22 protein-coding genes are annotated in these 21,815 nt (G+C 35.4%); 12 read left to right on the top strand and 10 right to left on the bottom strand.

Annotation, left to right across the window (positions count from 1 at the left end):
- Positions 1–181 precede the first annotated feature (181 nt).
- A complete protein-coding gene (locus ACTF48_RS03975; RefSeq protein ID WP_438961847.1) occupies positions 182–2,614 on the top strand; it encodes a hypothetical protein in 2,433 nt (810 codons plus the stop codon).
- Positions 2,615–2,738: 124 nt separating this feature from the next.
- Here the strand turns inward: ACTF48_RS03975 and lipB are convergent, their stop codons facing one another.
- Both lipB and ACTF48_RS03965 read right to left on the bottom strand, forming a co-directional pair.
- Positions 2,739–3,434 carry a lipoyl(octanoyl) transferase LipB gene (lipB, locus tag ACTF48_RS03970; protein ID WP_438961846.1) on the bottom strand — a complete coding sequence of 232 codons (696 nt, stop codon included), beginning with the start codon at positions 3,432–3,434 and terminating at the stop codon, positions 2,739–2,741.
- Between the two features lie 39 nt (positions 3,435–3,473).
- A complete protein-coding gene (locus ACTF48_RS03965; protein ID WP_438961845.1) occupies positions 3,474–3,632 on the bottom strand; it encodes a YqaE/Pmp3 family membrane protein in 159 nt (52 codons plus the stop codon).
- 188 nt (positions 3,633–3,820) lie between these two features.
- Here ACTF48_RS03965 and lysS point away from each other — a divergent pair, with 188 nt between their 5' ends.
- The 4 genes from lysS (at position 3,821) to ACTF48_RS03945 (ending at position 7,177) form a co-directional block, all read left to right on the top strand.
- Positions 3,821–5,512 (top strand): lysine--tRNA ligase, encoded by a 1,692-nt coding sequence (lysS, locus tag ACTF48_RS03960; RefSeq protein ID WP_438961844.1) that lies wholly within the window; start codon positions 3,821–3,823, stop codon positions 5,510–5,512.
- A gap of 31 nt (positions 5,513–5,543) precedes the next feature.
- Positions 5,544–6,113 (top strand): OmpH family outer membrane protein, encoded by a 570-nt coding sequence (locus ACTF48_RS03955; protein ID WP_438961843.1) that lies wholly within the window; start codon positions 5,544–5,546, stop codon positions 6,111–6,113.
- A 151-nt stretch (positions 6,114–6,264) separates the two neighbouring features.
- Positions 6,265–6,690, top strand: coding sequence for a hypothetical protein (locus tag ACTF48_RS03950; RefSeq protein ID WP_438961842.1), 426 nt, complete (start codon positions 6,265–6,267; stop codon positions 6,688–6,690).
- Between the two features lie 112 nt (positions 6,691–6,802).
- A complete protein-coding gene (locus ACTF48_RS03945) occupies positions 6,803–7,177 on the top strand; it encodes a hypothetical protein (protein ID WP_438961841.1) in 375 nt (124 codons plus the stop codon).
- Between the two features lie 89 nt (positions 7,178–7,266).
- Here ACTF48_RS03945 and hemL read toward each other — a convergent pair whose 3' ends face one another.
- From hemL to ACTF48_RS03915, 6 genes are all read right to left on the bottom strand, one after another.
- A complete protein-coding gene (gene hemL, locus ACTF48_RS03940; RefSeq protein WP_438961840.1) occupies positions 7,267–8,559 on the bottom strand; it encodes a glutamate-1-semialdehyde 2,1-aminomutase in 1,293 nt (430 codons plus the stop codon).
- Positions 8,559–9,407 carry a glucosaminidase domain-containing protein gene (locus tag ACTF48_RS03935; RefSeq protein ID WP_438961839.1) on the bottom strand — a complete coding sequence of 283 codons (849 nt, stop codon included), beginning with the start codon at positions 9,405–9,407 and terminating at the stop codon, positions 8,559–8,561. Before ACTF48_RS03935 ends, hemL begins: the two co-directional genes overlap by 1 nt.
- Positions 9,397–10,341: a 1-aminocyclopropane-1-carboxylate deaminase/D-cysteine desulfhydrase gene (locus ACTF48_RS03930; RefSeq protein ID WP_438961838.1), complete on the bottom strand. Its 945-nt coding sequence runs from the start codon at positions 10,339–10,341 to the stop codon at positions 9,397–9,399. Before ACTF48_RS03930 ends, ACTF48_RS03935 begins: the two co-directional genes overlap by 11 nt.
- A 142-nt stretch (positions 10,342–10,483) precedes the next feature.
- Positions 10,484–12,295, bottom strand: coding sequence for a GNAT family N-acyltransferase (locus ACTF48_RS03925; RefSeq protein ID WP_438961837.1), 1,812 nt, complete (start codon positions 12,293–12,295; stop codon positions 10,484–10,486).
- Positions 12,296–12,344: 49 nt separating this feature from the next.
- Complete coding sequence (locus ACTF48_RS03920; RefSeq protein WP_438961836.1) at positions 12,345–13,631, bottom strand: aspartate kinase; 1,287 nt, start codon at positions 13,629–13,631, stop codon at positions 12,345–12,347.
- Complete coding sequence (locus tag ACTF48_RS03915; protein ID WP_438961835.1) at positions 13,618–14,100, bottom strand: GNAT family N-acetyltransferase; 483 nt, start codon at positions 14,098–14,100, stop codon at positions 13,618–13,620. The genes ACTF48_RS03920 and ACTF48_RS03915 overlap by 14 nt, the downstream gene beginning before the upstream one ends.
- A gap of 118 nt (positions 14,101–14,218) precedes the next feature.
- On the opposite strand from ACTF48_RS03915, the gene fbp reads away from it, so the two are divergent.
- Genes fbp through ACTF48_RS03890 form a run of 5 tightly spaced genes read left to right on the top strand, consistent with a single transcriptional unit; the run spans position 14,219 to position 18,469 of the window.
- Complete coding sequence (gene fbp / locus ACTF48_RS03910; RefSeq protein WP_438961834.1) at positions 14,219–15,229, top strand: class 1 fructose-bisphosphatase; 1,011 nt, start codon at positions 14,219–14,221, stop codon at positions 15,227–15,229.
- A 41-nt stretch (positions 15,230–15,270) separates the two neighbouring features.
- Positions 15,271–15,624, top strand: coding sequence for a fructose 1,6-bisphosphatase (locus tag ACTF48_RS03905; protein WP_438961833.1), 354 nt, complete (start codon positions 15,271–15,273; stop codon positions 15,622–15,624).
- Between the two features lie 15 nt (positions 15,625–15,639).
- On the top strand, positions 15,640–16,467 hold the full coding sequence (locus ACTF48_RS03900; protein ID WP_438961832.1) for a cell envelope biogenesis protein OmpA: 828 nt from the start codon (positions 15,640–15,642) through the stop codon (positions 16,465–16,467).
- 1 nt (position 16,468) lies between these two features.
- Entirely contained in the window at positions 16,469–16,948 is a 480-nt protein-coding gene (locus ACTF48_RS03895; RefSeq protein ID WP_438961831.1) for a Rab family GTPase, read from the top strand.
- Between the two features lie 6 nt (positions 16,949–16,954).
- Positions 16,955–18,469 carry an ATP-binding response regulator gene (locus ACTF48_RS03890; protein ID WP_438961830.1) on the top strand — a complete coding sequence of 505 codons (1,515 nt, stop codon included), beginning with the start codon at positions 16,955–16,957 and terminating at the stop codon, positions 18,467–18,469.
- Positions 18,470–18,479: 10 nt separating this feature from the next.
- Here ACTF48_RS03890 and ACTF48_RS03885 read toward each other — a convergent pair whose 3' ends face one another.
- Together ACTF48_RS03885 and ACTF48_RS03880 are read right to left on the bottom strand one after the other, a co-directional pair.
- Entirely contained in the window at positions 18,480–18,908 is a 429-nt protein-coding gene (locus tag ACTF48_RS03885; protein ID WP_438961829.1) for a TerB family tellurite resistance protein, read from the bottom strand.
- A 52-nt stretch (positions 18,909–18,960) separates the two neighbouring features.
- The gene (locus ACTF48_RS03880) at positions 18,961–19,893 is read right to left on the bottom strand and encodes an NAD-dependent epimerase/dehydratase family protein (RefSeq protein WP_438961828.1); all 933 of its coding nucleotides are present in this window, start codon (positions 19,891–19,893) and stop codon (positions 18,961–18,963) included.
- Between the two features lie 181 nt (positions 19,894–20,074).
- Here ACTF48_RS03880 and ACTF48_RS03875 point away from each other — a divergent pair, with 181 nt between their 5' ends.
- On the top strand, positions 20,075–20,599 hold the full coding sequence (locus tag ACTF48_RS03875; protein WP_438961827.1) for a hypothetical protein: 525 nt from the start codon (positions 20,075–20,077) through the stop codon (positions 20,597–20,599).
- Between the two features lie 54 nt (positions 20,600–20,653).
- Positions 20,654–21,676 carry a ligase-associated DNA damage response exonuclease gene (locus ACTF48_RS03870; RefSeq protein ID WP_438961826.1) on the top strand — a complete coding sequence of 341 codons (1,023 nt, stop codon included), beginning with the start codon at positions 20,654–20,656 and terminating at the stop codon, positions 21,674–21,676.
- Positions 21,677–21,815 lie beyond the last annotated feature (139 nt).

The raw sequence follows: 21,815 nt of genomic DNA, 5'->3' as shown, positions 1-21,815 counted from the left end.
ATGGAGTTGTGATGTTGCAAAGCATAAAGTTCAAATCGCAAATCACAAAATTCCACACACCACAAACCTCACCAACTCAAAACTAAAAGACTTGCAGCTAAGAGCTAAAAAAACCAAAATGATTTCCCTGTAACGTTCTCTGATCATTAAGAATAAGTATTTTTGTAGAAACACTTGAACTATGCGTGGCCTAATTGCCGTTTTATTTTTAAGCCTTTTTATCACCAGCTGTGATGAAGATATCGTTATCAATCAACAAATTTTAAATCGCATACCTACTGACTCAAAAATTATTATCGCCACAAACGATGTGGAGCATATAAATGAGTTATTTAGATCAAGCTCTTTATTTAAAAAAGTTGAAAAACTAGAACGCATTCAAGAGCTTAAAAATGCGAGTTCATTTTTAATGGATTATGATTTAAAAGGTGAAAGTCTCATAACCATAAGTCCTGAAGGTAAAGATAAGACCGCTATTACTTTAATAACTCAAGTTCTAGAATCTAAATTAATCATGCCTGACAGCATGAAAACACACACCTATAATAAAATCACATTTGTAGAGGACAACTCTCATAACACACCTTATTATTATATTAATTATAATGGTTTTCATCTAGCCAGTAGTTCTAAACTCGTTATAGAAAGTCTCATAAGACGTAATGTAGATGACTATATATTTAATGAGGAGTTTGCCTCCATTTATAACCGCACCTCAAATACAGATTTAAGTATTTACATTAATGGTTCTCACAAGGACTGGTTGCAAGGTTTTCTGTTTAAAAACTATAGTTCTACTTCAAAAACGCGTGGACACTGGTTCCAGCTTGAACCACGTAAAACAGAGCATGCCTTTAACGTAGATGGAATCTTTACCTATGCAGATTCTTCTCAGCACTTTCACGCTATTTTTAATGGAATTAAAGCACAAGAAAATAAAGCTACTGCTATTATTCCTAGTAATGTGAATCAAGCTGTTTTATTTACTTTTCATGACGTAAAAAAACTACATCAACAAGTAGCGCGATATAACAATCAAGCTCCTAAAAAGCTGGATAAAACATTCCAACTCATTCTAGATAATAGTACTGAAATGGCGCAAGTCTCCTTACCTAAATCAGATGGTGTCGTTTTTTCATTAAAACCTTTTGAAGCCTTATTTATGGATATGGATAGCGCGACTACTGCAAAGTTTGAGTACCGCAACTTTACCATCTATGAACTTAGAGAACCTGTAAACACTGCTGGAATGCAGCCGCTATTACCTTTAAACAACTATAAGTTCATGACGGTAATAGATGAATTTTTAGTACTCTCTACTACAGCAACAGCGCCCGAAGATTTTATAGTAAGTTATCAAAACAAATCTGGTTTAAAACAACAAGCATGGTGGGAAGATCTCTCAAATAACATCAGTGACTCTAGCACCATTATGTATTTTACCAGTTTAAGTACGATCCTGGATAAGGCAAAGAATGAAGCTGATATTAAAATATTAAATAAAATAGCCTCTAGTGATTTTCCTTTTATGGTAAGTCAGTATGTGCACGAGCAAGGCTATGCACATTATCACAGTAGTATTCCACAAATAGACGCGAGTGCAAGTGGCGCTGGAATAGTTCAAAGTGGCTCTTATAAATCACCTCGCAAAATCATTGCAGGTCCATTTTTGTTTCCTAATCATTTGAACGGTAAACACGACGTGGCTTTTCAAGATGAAGACTTTAACCTACACCTTATTTCAGATACTGGTAAAAAATACTGGAGTAAAGAACTAGACGCTTTAATTCTAGGTGAAATTAGTGTTGTAGATGGCTATAAAAATGGTCGTAAGCAGCTGGCATTTAGCACTAGTAAATCTGTTTATTACCTGGATCGCAATGGTAAGGATGTTAATTCATATCCTAAAACCTTTAAAAATGGAATTACCCAGCCGTTAAGTGTTTTTGACTATGATAATAATCGCAACTATAGATTTCTAGTGACACATGATAAGTCACTGACCATGCTAGATATTAATGGTAAAAAGGTTAAAGGATTTGCATACAAAAAAGGAGCTAGTATCAAAAGTCAACCGCAACATTATCGAATAGGCACTCGTGATTACATCGCTTTTGCAAAAGCAGATAACACCATCTCGCTGCTCAGTAGAACTGGAAAAGTAAGAACCAAAGTCACTAAAAAAATAGCACTCAACGGAGCTATGAATTTCCAGAAGAATTTAATTAAAATGTTAGATAACGACCAGCTTATCTATTTAAATCCAGTCACTGGAAAGATCACGAATTCTGGAAAACAAATATCAGAAAATCAACATTTTACAGCCGCACACGGCTTAGAAATCATACAAGCAAATAACAAACTTGTGATTAATGGTACAAAAGTAGAGCTGCCTTATGGAACTTATAGTAATGCTAAGATTGATCAATTAAGAGGCAACAAGTTTATACACTTAATAGACTCAGGAGCAAACCTCGTATATGTAATGAATAAAAGAGGTGAAATGACAGATTCATTTCCAGTATATGGAAAGGGAAAAACTGCTATGGCACAATCTAAAAGTAATTATCTCACTACCCTAGATGGTGATGATGTGATTATTTATAAGTTCTAGAGTTTGCCTATCTATCATTTAAATTTATTAAAAATAAATTGAATTATTTATAGATACAAAGAACTAAAGACTAAATACTTAAAAAGAAACTAATTATATATGACATCTAAATGATGAATTGGTATTAGTTCAACTCAGCCTCAAAAAGCTCTGAGAAATATTTTTTAATTTTCTCTTTCACTTCGTTTTCATCTACGGGACGTTTTAACTCGGCCGCAAGAGAAGTAACCGCTTTATCATTAATTCCACAGGGAATAATATGGTCAAAGTAACCTAGATCTGTATTTACATTAAACGCAAACCCGTGCATGGTTACCCATCGACTGGCACGCACGCCCATCGCACAAATCTTGCGAGCAAATGGTGTTCCTACATCCAGCCACACACCAGTCTCTCCATCACTGCGCTCTCCTTTAAGACCATAGTCAGCTAGAATTTTAATAAAGATTTCTTCTAGGAAACGTAAGTATTTATGAATATCAGTAAAAAAGTTTTCTAAATCTAGAATAGGATAACCTACTATTTGACCTGGACCGTGATAGGTAATATCACCACCACGATTGATCTTATAAAAAGTAGCGTCTATTTTTTTGAGTAAAGCCTCATTTGCCAGTAAGTTCTCTAGATCGCCGCTTTTACCTAAGGTATAAACATGATCATGCTCTACAAAAAGTAAGTGATTTGCGGTTTCCAGACCAGCATCTTCTCTCCTATTCTTAATTTTTATATCGAGAATATCTTTAAAAAGCTGCTCTTGAAAATCCCAAGTTACTTTATAATCCTGCCTACCTAAATCTTTAAACTGAACTTGTTTATTCATGGTGCAAAGATACAGTAGCTACAAGTAATAAATAAACGGTTAATCGTTTCTGTTATTCAATATAATCAAGGCAGCAATAACACCAGGAACCCATCCTAAACAGGTAAGAATAAATACGATTAATATAGAACCACAACCTCTTCCTATTACTGATAATGGTGGGAAGATAATTGCAAGAAGTACACGCCAAAAGCTCATAGTTAATTTAATATTTAGTTTTTAAGTCATCAGTACTCAGACTCAGTATTGACATATTGTTAATACACATATGACTATCAATTGACAAAAATGTTACCATTATCATTGATTAAAATTCATTTCAAGTTCAAGATCAAGTTCGATTTTGAGTTCATTTATTTACCTTTGCAGGCTTAATAAATGAAGACATGAATCCACTTTCTGAGCAAGAAATCATACGCCGTGAGAAACTAGGCAAATTGCGTGATATGGGAATAGATCCTTATCCAGCAGCTTTATATCCAGTTACAGATACTGCCACATCTATTAAAGCAGATTTCAAAGAAGGTACACCCGTAAACGTTGCAGGACGTTTAATGTCTAGACGTATCGCTGGAGCAGCATCATTTGCAGAGTTGCAAGACAGTACAGGACGTATTCAAGTATATTTTAATCGTGATGAGATCTGTCCAGGAGAAGATAAATCACAGTACAATGATGTATATAAAAAACTCCTAGATATAGGAGACATTATAGGTATAGAAGGAGAACTTTTTAAAACTCAAGTGGGCGAAATGACCATTATGGTTAAAAAGTTCACCATACTCACTAAAGCCCTTAAACCCTTACCACTTCCTAAAGTAGATGCAGACGGTAAGGTGCACGACGGTTTTGTAGATCCAGAAATGCGTTACCGCCAGCGCTATGCAGATCTGGTAGTAAACCCTACAGTTAAGGAGGTTTTTGTAAAACGTACCAGGCTTTTTAACGCCATGCGCAACTTTTTTAATGAGCGTGAGTATTTTGAAGTAGAGACACCTATACTTCAACCTATTCCAGGTGGAGCCGCAGCACGTCCTTTCATCACACATCACAACTCGCTAGACATACCGCTTTATATGCGTATAGCAAATGAGTTGTATTTAAAGCGACTGATTGTAGGTGGATTTGACGGTGTATATGAGTTCAGTAAAAACTTCCGTAATGAAGGTATGGACCGCACGCATAATCCAGAGTTTACCGCTATGGAAATCTATGTAGCTTATAAAGATTATAACTGGATGATGGACTTTACAGAACGTCTTCTTGAGCACTGTGCCATGTCAGTAAATGGCACAACCAGCAGCCAGTTTGGTGAGCATCATATCGAGTGGAAAGCACCATATCCTAGAATCACAATGCGCCAGTCCATCATTGATTTTACAGGATTTGATATTGATGGAAAAAGTGAGTCTGAGTTATACGCTTTCGCGAAAGCAGAAGGAATAGACGTAGATGCCACCATGGGCAAAGGGAAATTAATAGACGAGATCTTTGGAGAAAAGTGTGAAGGCAACTACATCCAGCCTACCTTCATTACAGATTACCCTAAGGAAATGTCACCTTTATGTAAAGCACATCGCGATAATCCAGAGCTTACAGAGCGTTTTGAACTCATGGTTTGCGGTAAAGAAATCGCAAATGCTTACTCAGAGTTGAACGACCCGATCGACCAGCGCGAGCGATTTGAAGCTCAAGCAGCACTAGCAGATCGTGGAGATGATGAAGCCATGTTTATAGATCAAGACTTCTTAAGAGCACTGGAATACGGAATGCCACCGACTAGTGGACTAGGAATAGGAATGGATCGATTGATCATGTTCCTGACTAATAATCCATCTATACAAGAAGTACTTTTCTTCCCTCAAATGAAACCAGAGAAAAAAGCACTAGACCTTACTGAAGATGAGAAAACTGTTTTTGACATTCTTAAAAAGGAAGCTGTAATGGACTTGAACATCCTTAAAAGCCAGGTTGAACTCAGTAATAAAAAATGGGATAAAGCCGTAAAAGGCTTAACTGGAAAGAAAATCGCAAAAGTAGAAAAGACTGATGACGCTTTACTTATTAAAGTACTTTAAAAAAAGTAATAAAACACAAAAAATAACATACATGAAAAAATTAATCGCAGTAGTAACCATCGCCCTAGCACTTGCATCTTGTCAAGAGTCTCAAAAAATAGTTTATGTAGATAATGCTAAGGTTTATGAAGAGTATCAAGAGAAAATAGATATTGAAGCAAAAATTAAAGAAAAACAAGAAGCTTTTAAAAAGAAAACTGATAGTATCGCCATGGCTTATCAGATAGAGGCAGGTCCTTTACAGGCCAAAGCGAGTAAAATGTCTCCACAACAGCAACAAAATAATGCTGAAATTGCAGCCTTCAGCCAGAAATGGCAAATGATAGAAGGTCAGATTAAAGCCGAAGAACAAAGCATGCAAGAGCAACTTGAAAATGACTTAAAAGAGCTAGACACTCATGTAGAAGAGTTTATTGCTAGTCATGCTAAAAAGAATAATTATGCTTTTGTTTTAGGTAAAAATAAATCTGGTGGTTTAATGTACGGTATTGAAGCTAGTGATATCACAGAAACTATTATTAAAGAATTAAATGCCTCATATAACGGGAAAAGTGAAACAGTAAAAACTGATAACACTGCTACTGAATCTACTGAGGAATAAAGAGTTACAAAGAATCAGGTTTTAAGCCTCATACTTTCACATTCATTTTTTTCAAAAAAGTCAAGCGCTTGCTTGACTTTTTTTATGCTTATCATTAAACCTTTTTAAACATCACGTAGTCATAGATGTATAACTTTTAAAAAATAAAAAAATGAAAAAGATAATAGTTTTAATAGCCTTAATGGCTGTAACGTTTGCACAGGCTCAAGAAGGTAGAAAAGGAGAAAGAAGAGATCGCATGAAAGATGTAACGCCTGAAGAAATGGCGACGATGCAATCTAAAAAACTGACACTCGCTCTAGATCTTTCAGACCAGCAAGAAAAAGAAGTATATCAAATTCTTTTCAAGCAAGCCGAAAAAAGAAAAAGCAACAACCTTTCTAAAGAAGAACGTGAAAAACTCACCGTAGATCAAAAAAAAGCAGCACGAATAGCTATAATGGATGAAAAGATCGCGGTTAAGAGAAATATGAAAAGCATACTTGATAAAGATCAATATGTAAAATGGGAGAAAATGATGCAAAAAAGAGCAAACAAGCGCAGTAAAGATAGGAAAAGAAGAAAAAACAGAAGGTAAAATGAGATAGTAGCATAGTTATTTTAAAAGTCCTTATCATGAGAATGTTAAGGACTTTTATTTTTTGATACTATTTAATTTCTTACTTTTATATTCTTGAAATTAAACAACTATGAAAAAAATACTTTTTATTATAGCTCTTGCTGTGTCAGGACTAGGATATGCACAAGCTCCGCAAATTACTCAAGCACAACTAGAAAACAGTCGTACAGTTAAAGAAAAGACCGATAAGTTCAACGCATTAATAGACCAGAAAGTTGATGAGATTATGACTGCTGGAAATCTAGACACAAATAAAAGAGGTGCTTTGCTAGAGATCGTTATGAATAAAGAGTCTCATACAGCAAGTATAGAAAGAGAAAATATCTCTGATACTATGAAGCAATCTAAACTAAATGCAGTGCATGATGGCTTTAAAAAACAACTTATATCTTTAATAGGCGAGAAAAAATACAACCTTGTTGAAAACGCCTTAAATTCTAAATAACAAGAATTCATGCTATTATATAAAAGCCGTTTCAAAATTGAAACGGCTTTTTATTTTAACGACATTATAAACACATTGGAATTAAAAACTTACCACTCTGCCACTACTTCTCTACTGGCTTGAATGGTCTTATCGATGTCCTCATTACTCAGCGCATCATTTAAAAAGTAGCTTTCAAAGGCACTAGGCGGCAAGTAAATCCCACGATTTAATAAGCCATGGAAAAACTTCTTGAACCATTCATTATTTCCAGTAGCAGCGCTTGAAAAATCTATCACAGGCTGATCTGTAAAATGTACCGACATCATAGAACCGTATCTATTAATTTGATAGGGCATTCCTTTTTCTGAAAGAACCTGATCTATTCCCTGATGTAAACGTTTTGTTTTTTGAGCTAAGCTTGTAAAAATATCTGGATGATCATTCAAATGAGATAACATAGCAATCCCAGCACTCATAGCCAGCGGATTCCCACTCAAGGTTCCTGCTTGATAAACTGGTCCTAGTGGCGCAAGGTGATTCATAATTTCCTGTCGAGCAGCAAATGCTCCTACAGGCAGTCCACCACCTATTACTTTTCCATAAGTAACTATGTCTGCACGCACACCAGTCGTTTCTTGAGCACCACCACGAGCTAGCCTAAAACCGGTCATTACCTCATCAAAGATAAATAAGGCACCATGCTCGTCACATAAACTTCTTATACCTTCTAGAAAACCATCCTGTGGCACGATACAGCCCATATTACCTGCGATAGGTTCTATGATAACACAAGCGATCTCGCCTTCATTTTTCTTAAATATATCAGCTACTTGCTCCAGGTTATTGTACTGAGCGAGTAAAGTATCTTGAGCAGTTCCTTGAGTAACTCCTGGACTATTAGGACTACCGAAGGTAACGGCTCCACTACCAGCTTGAATTAAAAAGGAATCACTATGACCGTGATAACAACCGGCAAATTTTATAATCTTATCACGTCCTGTAAAGCCTCGTGCTAGACGCACAGCGCTCATACATGCCTCAGTTCCAGAATTAACCATACGTATTTGATCCACGTGTGGCGCCATAGAAACGGCAAGCGCTGCTATTTTAGTTTCTAGTTCTGTAGGCATTCCATAGGATGTACCTTTTTCGGCAGCAGCTTTTACGGCTTCTACCACTGGTTCAAAGGCGTGACCTAAAATCATAGGTCCCCATGAAGCGATGTAATCTATAATCTGGTGTCCATCTTCTGTATGTAAATAAGCACCTTTTGCGCTTTCTACAAATACTGGATCTCCACCTACAGCATTAAAAGCTCTTACTGGTGAGTTTACACCACCTGGAATATATTTTTTGGCTTCATTAAATAAAGCACTACTACGTTGATAAGTAAATGACATTAAAAATCTTTAGGAATGGGTTTTAAAAATAGGACTTGCCCTATAGTTAATGATGTAGAAGTTAAACTGTTATAAGTTTTTAATTGATCTACAGTGACATTATATTTCTTTGAGATGTTATAAAGTGTATCGCCAGCTTGAACTAAGTGACGATCTGTTTTGTTCTCTACGGCTTTAGTAGGCGCATCTGTACTAGCATTTAATGATCTAGAAGCTGCATTACCTAGTACGATAGCGTCATACTGAGATAAGTTATAACGTTCTATAAGACTGATGAGTTTTTGCGGATATTTTTTATCGGTCGCATAACCTGCTTTGCGCAAACCTCTTGCCCAGCCTTTATAATCATCTTGATCTAGATTAAAAAGACTTTCATACCTCTTGCGCTCAGTTAAAAATAGAGAATGATCACGATAAGAATAATTAGGCGACACATATTTTCTAAAACATTCTTGATCCTCATCATCATCATGATAAATGCGTTCTCCTGTCCAGGCCGTATGACATTTAATCCCAAAATGATTATTTGCCTCTACAGCTAGTCTTCCTTTACCAGAACCACTTTCTAAAATTCCTTGTGCCAGTGTAATACTCGCTGGAATTTTATACAGTTCCATTTCCTTCATGGAAACATCTTTAAACTGCAACACATAAGCAGCTACTTTATCTTTAGGAACCTCTGTAGATCGATTTGTTTTTACAGGTTTTTCATTTACTACCACTGGCTTGCTCACCGTTTTTGTGGTGTTGCGGTCTCTCTTTTTAGTGGTAACTATTTTTTTATTTGAACCACATGAAGCTATGAATAAACTGATCATAGCGATATAGAATAGTGACTTAAATCTCATGAATATAATCTAAGGTTATTTTGCCTTTCTTTTTTAGTTTAGCGTTGTATCCTACCATACTTTGCAAACCGCCCGTATGAATGGCTAAAATACGAGTTTCTCCAGTAATAACGCCAGTCTTAACAAGATGTTCTAATCTATACATCATTTTTCCTGTGTAAATAGATTCTAGAGGAATACCGCTTTCGCGAAAGCGGCCATTCATAAACTTAATCAATCCATCACTAGATTTTGCATAACCACCAAATCTATTTTCTTCAAACACCATAAAATTTTCCCGGCTTGTATAACGAGCAATTTCATCAAACATAAAATCACCTTTCAAAGCCGAAAAGACCAAGACTTTCTGATGTGGCGCTGTGCTATTAATAATTCCGGCAGCAGTTCCTCCAGTTCCTGCTGCTACGGTTATAAAATCATAGTTTTCTTGATCGCTTGAAGTAAGTATCTCTTGAGTTCCTTTTACGGCTAGTTCATTAGTACCGCCTTCTGGGATGTTATAAAATGAGCCAAATTCGTTTTTCAAATCTTCTTGAAAAGCAGTTTCATATTTATCTCTGTAAGCGTAACGAGATACAAATTTAAACTGCATGCCTAGTGCGTGAGCTGTTTGTAACGTATGATTGTGTTTTAAAGTTTTTTCTAGGTTCTCTTCTAGCTCTTCACCTCTTATAATACCTATAGTTTTAAAACCACAAATATGTCCAGCAGCTGCGGTAGCTGCAATATGGTTAGAGTATGCACCACCATAAGTGAGTAAGGTGTCATGTTTTAGTTCTTGAGCTTTTAACAAATTGTATTTAAGCTTGCGCAATTTATTACCTGAAACTTGAGGATGCAGCAAGTCATCACGCTTCATGTCAATGATAATTTGCCCATCATTAAATTCTTTGTATCGTTGATTTATGGCATTCTGTACTTCAAAAAGATTCATAATCGATACTTTTTTCCATAAAAACGCATAAAGCTCCACATTTTACGAGACTTTAAATAGTTTAAATTTTCTATAATATTCTGTGCTAAACTAAAAGAGACGCATAAAAATGTAAAAACAAGGTAGTAAAAGAACTTCATTTTTACTCCTCATTATTTCTAAAGTACTTTGCCTCCATCTCTGCCTGAAACTCTTCCATTACAGGTTTAACAGTGCTTTCTGGAAGGTCTGCTATGCGTATGTACATCAACCCGTCAATAGCATTATTAAATAATGGATCTACATTAAAAGCGATTACTTTTGCATTTTGCTTCACATACTTTTTAATGAGAACCGGTAAACGCAATTCATTAGGCTCAAGCTCGTCAATTAGACGATCAAATTTATTCAAGTCTGCCTCAGAGGAGTCAAAGATGAAATCCTTATCTGCATCGGCTAGTTTTACTTTAAACTCTTTTTTAGGAGTAATGTATTGAGCAATATATGGATCATAATAATTACTCTTCATAAATTCAATCATCAGCGATTTAGAAAAATTAGAGAATTTATTACTGATACTTACACCACCTATCAAGTATTTATGCTCTGGAAAACGTAATGTACAATGAACAATTCCTTTCCAAAGCAAGAATAAAGGCATAGGTTTTTGTTGATACTCTGGAATGATAAAAGCGCGCCCCATTTCTATGGACTGGCTCATCATTTTGTGCAACTCTGGTTCAAATTTAAAGAGCTCCTTTAAATAAAACCCATCCATACCATAAGCGGCAAATATTTCACTTCCCATTCCCATGCGGTAGGCGCCAGCAACTGCTTTTGCTTCATTATCCCACAAGAACATTTGATGATAAAAAACATCATAATGGTCTAAGTCTATAGCCTTATTAGTTCCTTCTCCTATTTTTCTAAAGGTAATCTCTCTTAAACGCCCGATCTCATTCATAACATGAGGCATGAGGTCACTTTTTGCTAGAAAAACTTCATAATTTTTAGATTCCAGCAATCGCTTATCATTCTTTCTTAAGAAATCAACCTCTTGAATCATTTTATATGGATCACCAGGTTTAGCAATTTCCTTAGGCGATTTAGGTATTTTTATAGTTTTAGAAATATCCTTAAGCTTAGAAGTTCCTACATCATAAGCCTTAGAAAGCATATAGGTCTTACGTCTTAAAAAGTCTGTAAAATCTGTAAGCTCAGTGTGAGCTTGTTGATCTTTAACAGTTATAGGATTTCCTATTCTTACTTTTATAACTCTTCTTTTCTGAGTTAAAAGTTCTGATGGTAATTTAGCTGTTCTAAAGGTGTCAGAGATCTTTGCGAGCCTGTAGAAAAGACTGCTGTTCTTTGCATGAAAGTAGATAGGAATTACGGGAACCTGTGCTCGTTGTACTAGTTTCATAGCCGTTTCTTCCCATGGCTTATCCACCACAAGTTTACCATCTCTATAAGTAGAAACCTCACCAGCCGGAAAAATCCCGAGCGGCATTTCTCCTTTTAAATGCCTAATAGCCTGCATAAATCCTGCCGTAGAAGACTTAGCATCTTTACGCGTCTCAAAAGGATTTACTGGCATAATAAATGGTTTTAAAGGCTCTATGCGATGCAGTAAAAAATTTGCTATTATTTTATAATCTGGTCTTTTATCCAGTAATAGTTTCATTAATAATATCCCGTCTATTCCTCCTAATGGGTGATTAGATATAGTAATAAAGGCTCCGTTTTTAGGAATACGACGCAAATCTTCTTCTGGAATTTCAAATTCGATTTGTAAATCCTCTAATAATGATGTTAAAAACTCTACATCACTTAAATGTTTGTGTCTATTGTAGATTTTATTGAGTGTAGAGAGGCGCAGCAACTTCATGAGTAACCAGCCTCCTAGAGTACCCAAGAACCCGTATTTATCAATATGAATCGCTTTTGCGACCTCTTTTGCTGTTACCAGACCCATTATTTTATTTAGAAAATAGAGCTACAAATATAGTATAATTGAAATCTGATTATTCTTTACCTGCCACAACAAGTTGCAAAGTTTCTTGTGTGCGCTGTCTTAATAATACTTTTTTACCATTTTCTATAGCCTCTATAGTATCATCATCATGGTGTCTTATGGTATATAAATCTACATTTTCTATAGCACTTACTTTATATCGCTCCTCTAAGTCATTTAATAATTCACTTAAATTATGATACTTATCTTCCAGACATATCGTGAAACTTATCGCAGAGTTCTGTAATAAACCTACTTGCATTTTATGCTCACTTAACTGGTGAAAGATATCGCTTATATTATGTTCACCTATAAAACTAAAATCTCTAGCCGAAACTTCTAGAAAAACTAAATTCTTGCGCACTATATAGCAAGAAGTCATAGGGTATAATGCAGGACCTTTTTTAATGACTGTTCCTTTTTCAAGCGGATTCATAAACGATTTAACGCGCAGTTCAATTTGCTTACCTTGTAAGGGTTGTAAGGTTTTAGGATGAATAACACTTGCCCCATAAAATGCTAGCTCAATAGCCTCGCGATAAGAAATTTGTTCTAGTAGAACAGTGTTTTCAAACACTCGAGGATCTCCATTTAACACTCCTGGAACATCTTTCCATATAGTAACATCACTAGCATCTAGTGCATAAGCAAGAATAGCAGCCGTATAATCACTTCCTTCTCTACCCAGCGTGGTGGTAAACCCATTATCATCTGACCCTATAAAACCTTGTGTAAGAAATAAGGAATGGCTCGCATTTTCCTTAATAGACGCTACTGTGGTCTTCCAGTTTACCGCAGCATCTCTATACTTTTGATCTGTCTTAATCAGGTTTCTAGCATCAATCCATTGAGCTGGTAATCCATAAGCCTTAAAATAAGAAGCTACTATTTTTGTAGAAAGTATTTCTCCATAACTCACCACTTGATCATATAAAAACGCATGATTTTTACTCTGATTGAGCAACATTACACCTTTAAGAGATTCTAAAATTGCTTTTAGTTCTTTTTTGAGTCCGCTTTCGCGAAAGCGTAATAAAACTTCATCATCTGCACCACTCGCTTCTAAATCCTCTACTATCTTAACATGCTGGTTAAAGAGATGATCTATAAGTATCAAGTACCGACTGTTATTCTCTAGGTATAGCTTTATAATTTCTTCTAGAGCATTAGTCGTTTTACCCATAGCAGAAACTACAATTCCCAGACCATTATAGCCCATAGTTTGAACTACATTTAAAATATTACGTACTCCAGCAGCATCTTTAACTGATGCTCCACCAAATTTAAATATCCTCATTATAAATATAATTATGAAGTGCTTGCTCGTCCATTTGAGCTAGATTCCAATCTTCTAAAATAGTTGCACCTGTATGCTTATAAAACTCAATAGCACTTTCATTCCAGTCCAGAACTACCCATTCTACACGTCTAACCTTTTGTGCATGAGCATAAACCATCACTGCTTTATATAGCGCTTTTCCTAATCCTAGTCCTCGCATTTGTTGAGTAACTATGAGGTCTTCTAAATGAATGGTTTTTCCTTTCCATGTAGAAAATCGTGGATAGCAAAGTGCTATGCCTTCTATCTTTCCGCTATAAAAACCTACAAAACATTTAAAAAGTGGTTGTTCACCGGTACCATTTGTAATGAGCTCATCTAATGTGATCTCCACAGCATCGGGCTCTTTTTCATAAACGGCTAGTTCCTTAATAAGTTCAAGAACTCGAGGATAATCATCTAATGTCGCTTCTTTAATTTCAATCATAATACTAAAGTTATGTAAATATATAATAGAGTTATGTACAAGTTCTTAAAACTATCTTACTACATCGTTATAGTAAGATGGTTTTATTTATGATATTTGCAACATACCTCAATAAAACATGGCTCGTAAAAATCAAACCCTAGGCGAATTCATCATAGAAAACCAATCTGAATTCCAATATTCTAGTGGTGAACTATCCAGACTTATAAACTCTATAAGACTGGCAGCAAAGATGGTAAACCACGAAGTTAATAAAGCTGGACTAGTGGACATAACAGGTAGTGCAGGAGAAATTAACACTCAAGGTGAAGATCAACAAAAACTAGATGTTCTAGCTAATGACACATTTATAAGGTCACTTACTAACAGAGAGATCGTCTGTGGAATAGCTAGTGAAGAAAATGACGATTTTATTACCATAGAAGGTCACAAAGAGAACCATTCAAACAAGTATGTGGTTTTAATTGATCCACTAGATGGTAGCTCTAACATAGATGTTAACGTATCTGTAGGAACTATATTTTCCATTTATAGACGCATTACACCAGTAGGAACACCGGTTCAATTAGAAGATTTTCTACAACCTGGAAATCTACAGGTAGCCGCAGGTTATATTATTTATGGAACCTCAACCATGCTCGTTTATACGACAGGACATGGAGTAAATGGGTTTACACTAAACCCAGCGTTAGGCACATATTATCTTTCTCATCCTAATATGAGCTTTCCAGAGGATGGGAATATTTATAGTGTAAATGAAGGTAATTATGTCCATTTCCCACAAGGTGTTAAGGACTACATTAAATACTGCCAGCAAGAAGAAGGTGACAGACCTTACACGAGTAGATACATAGGTAGTTTAGTATCTGATATCCATAGAAACATGATTAAAGGTGGTATTTACATGTACCCTAAAAGCTCTAAAGCAGCTACCGGTAAATTGAGATTATTATATGAGTGCAACCCTATGGCATTTATAGTAGAACAGGCTGGTGGTAAAGCAAGTGATGGCCATACACGTATCATGGATTTAAAACCTTCAGAACTTCATCAACGGGTTCCATTCTTTTGCGGAAGTAAAAATATGGTTACGAAGGTCGAGGAGTTTATTCAAAAGTACCGTATGTAATATTTTTCTAGTATTTTTTTTCCTATAAATGTGAAATGAAAATGAGCAAAGAACCTAAACCCGAAAATATTAATATTGATGGTGTAGATAGTAATTCAAAAATAGAGGCGATTAAAAACCTCATTTTTGGAGAAAACATCCAGCAGTATAACAATGAGTTTGATGACCTTAAAGCTGATCTTTTAAAGAAACGTCAAGAGTTACAAAACTTCATAGACGACACACGTGATGAGTTAAATAAAAGCATAGATAGTCTTTCTACAGACTTAAACATACGTATTACAGATCTTGAGAACAAGATTGAAGATCGTTTAGAAACTATTGAGGACGAAAAAACGAGCAGAGCTATGCTGGGAGATGCTCTTATAGACTTGGGTAATAAAATCAAGGCTTAGAAATAACTACTCGCCATGAACGAAGACGAAAAACTGGCGTTGTTAAAAACCATCTTACTCACAGATGAACGTGAGTATGCTGAAAATATATCAGCAAAAATTAACATTCTTGAAGAAACCCTAAGAGAAAGGCAGAAATTATCTGAAAAGATTAACCCAATTATTCGTGACGAGTTAGAAGAGTTTAGCGCAAGTATCCCGCAAAGACTTGGTCCTACAATAACTGAAACTCTAAAAATACAGATAGCAAAGTCTAAGGATGAAGTGGTAGAGGCTTTATACCCTATTATGGGTAAAATGATTAAAAAGTATATTTCTCAAGAGTTAAAAATGCTCACTGAAAAAGTAAATGCCACAGCAAAAGAAACTCTATCCCTTGCAGGACTAAAGCGTAAGATCATGGCTATATTTACAGGAGTCAGTGAAAAAGAGATGATTCTTAGTAATATGGTAAACGCTCAGGTAGAACAAGTATTTTTAATAGAAAAAGGGTCTGGAATTCTACTGGGTAGTTATCAAATGAAGGATACCGTAGATAAGGATATGCTCAGTGGTATGTTAACCGCTATTAAAGGTTTTGTAGAAGACGCCTTTAAAGAAAAAGGTCACGATTTACAATCTATTGAATATGATCTTTATGTAATTCACTTACATAGCTTTCATAAGTATTATATTGCAACTGCAGTTAGTGGTACTTTTACAGAAACATTAGAAGGAGAACTGGAAAGTTTTAATCTAGAGGTTTCTCAGGAAATTAATAAAAAAGACATTATTAATCATCGTGATCAACTAGAAGAACTACTTCTTAAAAACTATTCTAATCTCAAATTCAGTAATCAGTAATATGGTATCAAAAAAAATAGTTATTGTTGGTCATTTTGGCGTTGGTAAAACTTCATTAATAAGACGTTTTGTAGAAGATGTTTTTACTGAAGATTATAAAGTAACTATAGGTGTTCATATTTTAAAAAAGACGTTAATAGTTAATGACCAAGAAGTGAATCTTATTTTATGGGATACAGAAGGAACAGATACTATTGAAGATATAAGAAAAGCTTACTTACTAGGAACTCACGGTTTTATCTTTGTTTGTGATATCACTAGACCTAGTACATATGAAAATATAGCAGCTCAAAAAGAATACCTATCCTCTAATTTTAATAACGTACCTATTTTAAGTATAGGTAACAAAACAGACTTATTACCTAAGGGCAGCATCTCTGACAAGAAAGAAGAGCTCGACTTTTTAGACATGTTAGTAAGTGCAAAAGAAGGAAATAATGTCAATAGGCTTTTTGAAAGAATCGCAAAACTTCTAATTTAAAAAACCATGAATCAACTCCATAGAGAATATCGTAATAAAGGGTTACAATTTATCACCATAGATAAAGCTGGAGTTATTCTAAGCAGCGATCAGCAATTAATTGATTTTGAAAAAGGATCTCTACTTAAAGATGTTCATCCTTTTTTTGAAAACATAGGAGTTTATTTTGAAGATGATTCAGAGTACGCAAAACTAGAATGTATTCATATTGAAGACCGTATTTTTGATATAGACTTCATTTTAAATGACGACCACACCGCAGTCATTATACTCAGAGAAGGAACTGATTTTTACAAGCGTGTTCAAGTCATGACACAAAAAAGAAATGAATCTCTAATATTTCAAGAAAGATTAGAGTTAAAAAATCAACTTTTAAAAGAACAAGAAGAATTTAAAAATAGGTTTATAGCTAACTTTTCTCATGAATTAAGAAATCCACTTACTTTAATAAGTTCTTTCTCTTCCATGTTAATGAAAAAAGACATTAACCTAGATCAACAAATGCTTATAGAGGCTATAAAAAGCCAGAGTGAAAAATTACGAGGTATATTAAACGATATTTTAGATTTATCCATTTTAAAAAACAGTTCGTTATCCCTAGAAAACGCTCCTTTTTCTTTACGCAAACTTCTTAAAAACCTTCAACTTAACTATACCACAAGTCATCTTGATTTAAACTTTAAGGTAAATATTGATACAAACGTCCCTAAAACCATCATAGGAGATAAGAGAAGGTTTGAACAGGTGATTACTAATTTTATTGATAACGCCCTAAAACATAATAAAGGAGATAGCATAGAAATTAACATCCAAGAAAATCAAAGACGAGCAAATAAAGTAAGTCTAAGAATAGAGGTAACTAATAATGAAGGGATCATACCAGATATTCTTAGTGATCCAAAACTAGAAAACTACACCACAATAGGTCATGGAGATATTGAGAAAACTACTGGGCTTAGTTTTTCAATCGCAAGAGAACTGGCGCAACTCATGGATGGAGATATTCGCATAAAACACTGTGAAAATGGTGGTACCACGCAGGTTGCTAATCTTAAACTATCCTTTCCCATTCACGACGAAGAAATTGAAGAGCAAGTTGAAAAGAAAACTAAACCTAAAGTACAGCTTTCAGAAAAAATCAGAACTATTATTGCTGAGGAAAATAGTGTCTCTAAAATGACAGCACTAAAAATCCTGGTAAGCACAGGGAATTTTGACACACAAGTATTTACAGACCCTAAGAACTTATTAGGTGCCGTTGAAAATGATGAATATGACCTTATCCTCATGTCTTCTTCTATTTCTCAATTAGACACCATAGAACTTATAAGCCTTATTAAGGAGTTTGCAAACGACCACAATAAAAAAATCCCGATCATAGGAGTTACTACACAAACAGCTCCAGAAGACATAGCCGCGTTGCGCAAAGCTGGTTGTAAAGACGTCATAAAAAAGCCTTATACAGATGACGAGTTAACAAACACCATCTATAAAAGGCTCAATCTTAAAAAGTTTAAATAATCTTTATTTACTAACGATCTTTATTCAGTAAGTATCTATAATCCTCTAGGTTTAAATGGCCTGAAAATATCTCAACAGAACGCTGTACTAGATATGCAGCATCTTCATCGTTGTAACCTATTGCAGTAGCATATCTTCTTAATAATTTATGCTCATTTTCATCCATATTGTGGTCTGCAAAAACGATTTTAAATAAATCATGTAACCACTGTATGCGCTCTTCACTATCTGTAGGAGGAGTAACGGGATATGCAGCAGGATCCTTTAATATAACATCGTAGTCTGAGTCTGAAATATCTAACTTAGACTTTAAACGCTGTAAAACTGCCGTCTCCTCGGGAGAAATAATATTATTAGACTTTGCCAAAGCTACTATGGTAGCAAAATGACTTTTATTTCTGGCTCTTGCACCAGATTCAAATAGACTTGAGAATGACATAACTTTAATTTAATAACGCAAATATAAGAAACACTACTAGTGATATTGAGACTTATTTTAGGTTATCTATCATCTCTATAACCATTTTTTTAAGGTCATAATCATTATTCCAGGACCAGTCTTTTCTAGCCTCACTATCATCTATAGAACCTGGCCAGCTGTCTGCAATTGCCTGTCTAAAGTCTGGCTTGTAATTAATGGTAAAATCTTTTAAATGCGTTTGGATCTCGGTAGCGATTTCTTGTGGTGTAAAACTCATCCCTGCCAGGTTGTAGGAGCTGCGCTGTTTTACATTTTCTGGTTTAGTTTGCATGATAGAAACAGTTGCTTTAATAGCATCTTCCATAAACATCATTGGTAAATTAGTTGTTTCACTTAAAAAGCAATCATAATGATTGTTTTTCAGTGCCTCGTGAAATATTTCTACCGCATAATCTGTGGTACCACCACCAGGAAGCGTTTTCCATGAAATTAATCCTGGGTACCTTATAGAACGCACATCTACTCCATACTTATTATGATAGTATTCACACCAGCGCTCACCAGTTTGTTTAGAAATACCATAAACGGTACTCGGCTCCATTATAGTTTGCTGTGGTGTGTTTTCCTTAGGAGTAGTAGGCCCAAAAACAGCAATACTAGACGGCCAGAAAATCTTTTCTATTTTTCCTTCTCGCGCTAGATTTAAGACATGAAAAAGAGAATCCATATTAAGATTCCATGCTTTTTTAGGGTACTTTTCTGCCGTTGCACTTAGCATCGCAGCCATAAGGTAGACCTCACTGATCTCATAATGCAAGCATACATCCTCGATAGAATCCCTATCCATAGCATCTAGAATTTCAAAAGGCCCAGAATTCATCAACTCATCGCTTCCTTCTCTTATATCACCAGCTATTACACTTTCATTTCCGTATAGCTCACGTAATCTCATAGTAAGTTCTGTTCCTATTTGACCACAAGCACCTATTATCAGTATTTTCATGACTTTTTTCTAGTTTAAAGTTGGTAAATATAGCAACTCTATTTTCTGAATTTCTTAATATTTCCTTTTAAAAATTAAGATTTTGACAATCCCGCTTTCGCGCAAGCGTGTTTATTAAAACCTATTTAAAACACAGATTAATTATAATAATAATAGCACCTTTGTAGTTCTAATTATGATTATGAGATACGTTTATACAATTTTATTCATATTCTTAGTTTCTTGCGGTGACTCTCAAGAAACACCTCCCATAATAGAAGAAAAAAAAGAACTAACCTTTGATCCAGCAATTTCCCAGATGCAAGTAAGTGGCAAGGCCACAGAAACGGCAAACTCATGGATTGCTTACCAAAAGTTCATTACAGAACTGGAGAATTTTGACCACAGTACGGCTGCAGCATTGCGTTTAAACAGCACCATAGATGATATGGTGGCGAGTATTCCAGAAAAGTGGACCAGTCAGCCCGTTAAATCACGATTAAAAGTTCTAGAAACAAGAGTAAAAGCTTACCATGCCTTACTCACTCATAATAGGCATGAAACCATGGTGCAACAAAAACGTTTTGACCAGCTCATACTAGCCCTAGACCAGTTTAAAATCCAAATCATGGAAGCTTATGAACTGGAAAAATCAGATAAAGATCTTATAAAAAATCTTGAAGAACTAGAACTCGATCTAGAAGAAACTGACACTATTAACCTTTAATAAAATTCTCTTAATACAGCAAGGTGTTACCTTTTCAGTGCTTAATTTTAGGCAATGGGCAAACCCTTACTTCAATTTACTAAAAAAGGAATCTACTGCGATGTCGCTGGCGTGTATCTAGATCCATGGCGACCAGTAGATAAGGCACTCATAACACACGGACATGCTGATCATTCTAGATGGGGACACAAAAAATACATTACCCATCATGATAACGTACCTATCATTACGCATCGATTAGGAGATATTAATGTTTCAGGTATCGCTCACGGCGAAAACTTGCTCATCAACAACGTAAAATTTTCATTCCATCCTGCGGGACACATACCAGGATCTAGTCAGATACGTGTAGAACACAACGACGAAGTTTGGGTATTCACAGGCGATTATAAAACCGAAGATGATGGGATTTCCACTCCTTATGAACCTGTAAAATGTGACACATTTATTACGGAATGTACCTTTGGATTGCCAGCATTTAAATGGCAACCACAATCCCAAGTCATGCATGATGTAAACACCTGGTGTGCACAAAACCATGCAGATGGTAAGACCTCTATCCTATTTGCTTATTCGCTAGGAAAAGCACAACGGCTCATCAAACATCTCGACACTTCTCAAATGAAAATTTATTGTCATGGTGCCGTTTATAAAATGACCGAAGTTCTTAGAGAACTCATTGATTTTCCGCCTACGTATTTGATCACTAGAGACACTACTAAGGAAGAAATCGCAGGAAATATTGTTGTCGCGCCACCTAGCGCACATGGATCATCATGGATGCGTAAAATGGTTCCTTATGTGACTGCAAGTACTAGTGGCTGGATGACTTTCCGTGGTGCGAGACGCAGGCGAGCGATGGATAAGGGATTTGTTTTATCAGATCATTGCGATTGGGATGGATTACTAGAAAGTATAGACGCCACAGGTTGTGAAAACGTGATTACGACTCATGGCTATCAAGAGATTTTTGCTCGATACCTGCGCGAAGAAAAAGAACTCAACGCCATCAGCGAACGCACACAGTATGAAGGAGAAAACCTGGAACAGGAAGAAAAAGTAGAAAAAGAAACTTAAACTTAAACTTAAATCTAAATCTAAGATTCAAAAAACGCAACACATAAGAACACATTTTAAGCTTTTGCAAATGACTTTACAGAATTATCATAACTTCAAATTGTTTTTAAATTTCAATTTAAGTTCAGATTCTGGTTCG

Origin of the sequence: Nonlabens sp., from assembly GCF_965660805.1 — a bacterium.
In the GTDB taxonomy this organism is placed as follows: domain Bacteria; phylum Bacteroidota; class Bacteroidia; order Flavobacteriales; family Flavobacteriaceae; genus Nonlabens.
Note: the sequence above shows the minus strand (reverse complement) of the source record. Positions and strands in the feature narration are given on the sequence as shown.